The following is a 4794-nucleotide window of genomic DNA, read 5'->3' as shown; positions in this document are numbered from 1 at the left end:
GCCGCGCGAGAACCGCCGCCTCTGCCACCACCGCCCGATCGCCTCCGCCACCCTCCGCACGCTACGCGCGACCACCGACGCGGAAGCGGCGCCCGCGTGCGCAGGCGGGATCTCGACACGCCCTCCGGGCTGCTCCATCAGCATGCGCGGCGGAAGGGACTATCCGCCCGCGCGGCGTGCTCCCGGCCGACTGGGAGCGGCGGAGCCGTCCCTCGCCTAGTGTGCGGAGTCCTGCTCGTCGATGTCCGCGATCTCGGCCTCGTCCGGCTTGAAGGTCAGCGAGAACATGGCGATCGCGACGAGCACGACGATGAAGGCGACGCCGAACGAGATGAGCGCGACGACCGGCTCGCGGGTCGAGAGCATGACGACCAGGCCGACGAAGGCCGCCATCACCGCGGAGAAGCCGATGAGCTCGAGCGGGCGCAGGCGGTCCTTGCGGGTCGGCTGGAACGTGCGGGGCGTGAACTCGCCGGGGTCGCGCGGCGGGGCGGAGTCGGCCGCCGAGGCGCGGTCGGCGGGAGAGGCGGGGTCGGGCTGCTGGCCTTCGGCGGTCATCGGTCTCCTCCGGAGGTCGGTGTCGTGGGGGCGACGGGATCGTGTCCGGTGGCTGCGTCGGCGCCGGCGGCCCATTTGAGCGAGAACGCCGCGATGGCGAGGAACACGGCGACCATCACGGCGTAGGCGCCGAGGAGGCCGACGGTGACGACGGGATGGGGCGGGAGGAGTCCGAAGGCGGCGCCGAGGAGCATCGTGCCGATGCCGACGATCACGGAGTCGCGGGCGGCGAGGCCCTGACCGCGGCGGCCGCTCGAGAACTCGAGGAAGCCGGAGAGCAGCGCCCAGCCGGCGACGAGGGCGACGAAGGAGAGCAGGTTGGCGACCGGGAGCGCGACGAGCGCCGCGACTCCGGCGACCAGGGTGAGCACCGCGGAGCCGAGGGCGAGCGGGCGGGCCCGGCCGCTCCAGCTGCGGAGCCCGAGGGCGAGCGAGACGGCGCCGGTCGCGATCGCGAAGCCGCCGAAGACGGCGAGGCCGAAGGCGGGCCCGTGGTCGGGCGAGAAGGTGACGACGCAGCCGGCGACCGCCGCGATCACGGCGCGCGCGAGGGGCAGGGTCCACAGGCGGCGGTCGGAGTCGGCGGCGATGGCCACGGTCGAGCCTCTCTGGGATGGAGGGAGAAGGCGTCCGGGAGCGGACGGCTGGGCGCGCGACGGCACGGCGACGCGGACTCCAGCGATTTTACGCTCCCGCGGCTCCGCCCAGGCCCGGAGCGGGGCCCGGGGCGCGATCCGGGGCGAAGTCGCAGGCGGCTCAGCCGAGCCAGACCTCCTCGACCCGCGGGAACACGGCGTCGGCGGAGAAGCGCTCGCGGAAGCGCGCCCCGGCCTTCTCGACGACCTCGGCCCGGGCGTCCTCGTCGGTGATGAGCTCGGTCAGCGCGGCGGCGAGGCCCTCGACGTCTCCGGGCGCGACCACGCGGCCGCAGCCGTCGCCGAGGACCTCGGGGATGCCGCCGACCGCGGTCGAGACGACGGCCGCGTCGCGGGCGAGGGCCTCGAGGATGAAGATCGGCATCGCCTCGTCGCGCGAGGGCAGGACGGCGATGGACGCCTCGTCGAGCAGGGCGAGCAGGCGGGCGTTCTCGAGCGAGCCGAGGAACTCGATCCCCGGGACGCCGCGGTCGACGACCTCCGGCTCGCGGATCGGACCGGCGACCAGCAGGCGCCAGCCCTCCTTGCCCTCGACCTGCGCCCACGCCTTCTGCAGCACGTCGACGCCCTTGCGGTGGCTGACCACGCCGCCGAAGACGACGGTGCGGGTCTTCTCGCGCGGGGTGCCCTGCTCGAGCGCGTTGGGCACGAGGTGCACGCGCTCGGCGGCGACGTAGCGGCGGCAGATCGCCGAGGTCTCCTCCGAGAGCGAGATGATCTCGTCCGCGCTGCGCAGCACGTCCTTCACCAGGCGCGGGTGCGCGGCGGTGAAGGCGGCGAACTCGCTGCCGTGCAGGTGGGCGACCGTGCGCAGGCCCAGGCGGTGCGCGAGGCGGAGGAGGGACCCCTCGCGGAGGAACGAGCCGCGCTCCGAGAGGTGGACGACGATCACGGCGCCGGGCTCGCGGCGCGCGATCGCGACGATGCGGGCGGCGGCGCCGGCGGCCAGGCGGGCCGCGGCGACGTGCTCGCCCGGAGCGGTGCGGGAGGAGATCACCCGGACGTCCGAGCGCTCGAACGGCCAGCGCAGGTACCCGTTGACGACCTGCGTCATGCCTCCGGGGACCTCTCCGCTGCGGCCGACGTGGTACACCCGCGTCTTCGGGCCGGCAGGGGCTGCCGCGGCGGCCGGGCGGCTGCGGGGCGGCACGGCGAGCAGCGCCTGGATGTCGTCGCGGACGCCGCGGAGGCGCCCGCGGGCGACGAGCAGCTTCTCGAGCAGCTCGCTCCGGCGGGCGACGACGGCGGAGAAGGTCTCGACGCCGGCGGCCGGGGTCGTCCGGGACATGTCGACCGTGACGTCGTGGATCCCGATGGTCTCGAAGTGGCGCGAGGCCTTCGTCGATCCGTCCATCTGCAGGCTCACCGGGGCCGCGCCCTCGGTGAACGCCATGATGATCACGTGCAGCCGGTCGCTCATCGCGACGCGGGCCGTGCGGTAGAGCTCGCGCAGCAGGATCTCGTGCTCGTCGTGGGTGTGCGCCGGATCCCAGTCGAGGATGTCCGCGTCGAGGTCGGCGGCGAGACGGCGGGAGCGCTCGGCGTCGACGGCGACCTGCGTGACGACGACGATGTCGAGGTCCTCGCGCTCGGCGAAGCCCTTGATCGCGGCCAGCCACTCCTGCTCGGGATAGGGGCGGGCGTCCACCTCGTGGTCCTCGCGGAGGGAGAGGACCAGAACGCGCCGCTCCTCGTCGGGCTGCGCGGCGAACGCGGTCAGCTCCGCGTCGCTCGAGCCCTCGCCGTAGCCGAGGTCGGGCATGGCGGCGCCGACGCGCATGTAGCCGGCAGTCTTGTCGTCGCGCCAGCGGGTGTAGCTCGAGAGCGCCATCGAGGGCCACATGATCGCGCGGGGCAGCGGGGCGAAGTTGCGGGTGCCCACGCCGGCGCGGATCACGCGGCCGCCGCCGAGGCGCACCAGGGCGATGCCCGGGAGCATCACGAGGTGCTCCTTCATCCCGATCAGGGTCAGCTGGATCTCCCCCGGCTTGAACACCGAGTTCGCCCGGCCGGCGAGGGCCTCGCGGGCGAGCGCCGCGTACCAGCGCAGGAGCGAGCGGTACACCGTGTCGTCCGGGCCCAGGCGCAGGCCGTCGTCGTAGCCCCACGGCGAGTGGCCCACGTAGACGTGGAGCGGACCCGACTCGCGGAGCCAGTCGAGGAGCTGGCGACGCAGGATGATGTCGCCGATGTTCTCGTACTGGCCGCGGCCGACGGCGAAGATCGATCGGGCAGGTGTCACGGGCGGGCCTTTCGGAGGGGTTCGCGTGGGGGTGACCGGTGCGGAGCGGGGAGCGTCGCGGGTCTCCCCGGTCGATCCTCCTGCCGCGCTGCCGTCGTGGGCCGGGCCGGCCGGGCTCCGCAGGAGCGGGCTCGGGGCCGATGGCGCCCCGGGCAGACTAGCGCAGGCGGGCTCGGCGGCTCGAGGAGGAGTGCTCGCGTCAACAGCCGTTGGTGACCAGGAAGGCCTTGAGGAAGGCGCCGGTCTGGTAGACGTACTGGTTCACCAGGTAGTCCAGGCCCATCGGCTCGCCCGAGGGCACCATCGAGAGCTCTCCGGAGTAGCAGCGCTCGATGATCATCTCGGCGCGCACGAGGTGGGAGGCGTTGGTGATCACGATGACGTGGTCCCAGCCGTACTGCTCGGCCATGTCGCGCAGCTGCCGGGCCTCTCCCTGGGTCGTGAGCGGGTCGGCGGAGTAGCAGAGGACGTCGCCGCCGGGCTCGTTGCACTTCTTGTACTTCTTGGCCTCGTAGGGAGCGTTCATCTCGCCGGGGCCGACCGAGAGCACCATCGTGTCCGTCGCTCCGGAGGTGATGATCCGGCGGGCGAACTCGACGCGCGCCCTCGTGGACGGGCCGAGCACGAAGACCGCGTCCGCCTGCTCGGGGATCGGGTCGATCGGGGGCGTGACGTAGAGCGGGATCCCGGCGCCGAAGAGGGCGAGGATCACGAGGGGGACGAGCAGGAGCCGTCCGATCACGGTGCGAGCGCGGACCCGGGGGCGCCTCGGGCGCTCCCGGGACGGCGGGGTGGACGGGCGGTCGCCGGTCGCGGTCGTGGCCGTGTCCATCGCGTCCTCCCTCTCGTCGGGACCGCCGCTCGCCCGCGGCGGGTGATCCGCGACGCGGGTGCGACGGCGATCACCAGTGGAGAGCCCATCATCGCAGTGTTTCGGCGCGGGGTCGGCCCGGTGAACGCCCGGTCAATTCTCTCGCCCAGCGGCCCGGCCCGGGGCCGTGTCCAGAGTCGCCGGGTAGGGTCGCCGTTCCTCGACCGACCAGCACTCCCCCTCGTCCATTCCGCGGACGGGCATCCCCGGAGTCCCCTCCCGATCCGACATCCGCCCTCCGATCCGTCGTCGACAGCGCGTGTGACCGTTCCGTGTACACGCATGCGCGGCGGTTCGCCAGTCCTTCAGCGGAATCGCTGATACAGGCCCGACCACCACGCCCGAATGGGGCACTACAACCTGAATCCGTCTCATCCAGCCATCAGTCGCAAGGCCCGTCTATAGCGTCGGGAGGACCAGCACCACCCCCTTGAGCAGTACGGCTGGGACCACGTCATCGTGATCAC

At 73.3% G+C, this 4794-nt stretch carries 4 protein-coding genes; all 4 read right to left on the bottom strand.

Annotated features, from left to right (window positions below):
* Positions 1-216: 216 nt before the first annotated feature.
* The 4 genes from C5C82_RS18120 to C5C82_RS16645 all read right to left on the bottom strand — a co-directional run bounded on the left by C5C82_RS18120 (position 217) and on the right by C5C82_RS16645 (position 4288).
* Complete coding sequence (locus tag C5C82_RS18120) at positions 217-558, bottom strand: hypothetical protein (protein ID WP_258062947.1); 342 nt, start codon at positions 556-558, stop codon at positions 217-219.
* A complete protein-coding gene (locus C5C82_RS16655) occupies positions 555-1154 on the bottom strand; it encodes a DUF308 domain-containing protein (protein WP_104255875.1) in 600 nt (199 codons plus the stop codon). The genes C5C82_RS18120 and C5C82_RS16655 overlap by 4 nt, the downstream gene beginning before the upstream one ends.
* Positions 1155-1314: 160 nt before the next feature.
* The gene (locus tag C5C82_RS16650; protein WP_104292615.1) at positions 1315-3456 is read right to left on the bottom strand and encodes a glycosyltransferase family 4 protein; all 2142 of its coding nucleotides are present in this window, start codon (positions 3454-3456) and stop codon (positions 1315-1317) included.
* Between the two features lie 199 nt (positions 3457-3655).
* Positions 3656-4288 carry a YdcF family protein gene (locus tag C5C82_RS16645; protein ID WP_104296026.1) on the bottom strand — a complete coding sequence of 211 codons (633 nt, stop codon included), beginning with the start codon at positions 4286-4288 and terminating at the stop codon, positions 3656-3658.
* Positions 4289-4794 lie beyond the last annotated feature (506 nt).

Origin of the sequence: Rathayibacter sp. AY1D5 (assembly GCF_002932515.1) — a bacterium.
Classification (GTDB): Bacteria; Actinomycetota; Actinomycetes; order Actinomycetales; family Microbacteriaceae; genus Rathayibacter.
Note: the sequence above shows the minus strand (reverse complement) of the source record. Positions and strands in the feature narration are given on the sequence as shown.

Bases quoted from the DNA above. Each gene is read 5' to 3' on its own strand.
- C5C82_RS18120 (WP_258062947.1), bottom strand. From the start codon at position 558: ATGACCGCCGAAGGCCAGCAGCCCGACCCCGCCTCTCCCGCCGACCGC.
- C5C82_RS16645 (WP_104296026.1), bottom strand. From the start codon at position 4,288: ATGGACACGGCCACGACCGCGACCGGCGACCGCCCGTCCACCCCGCCG.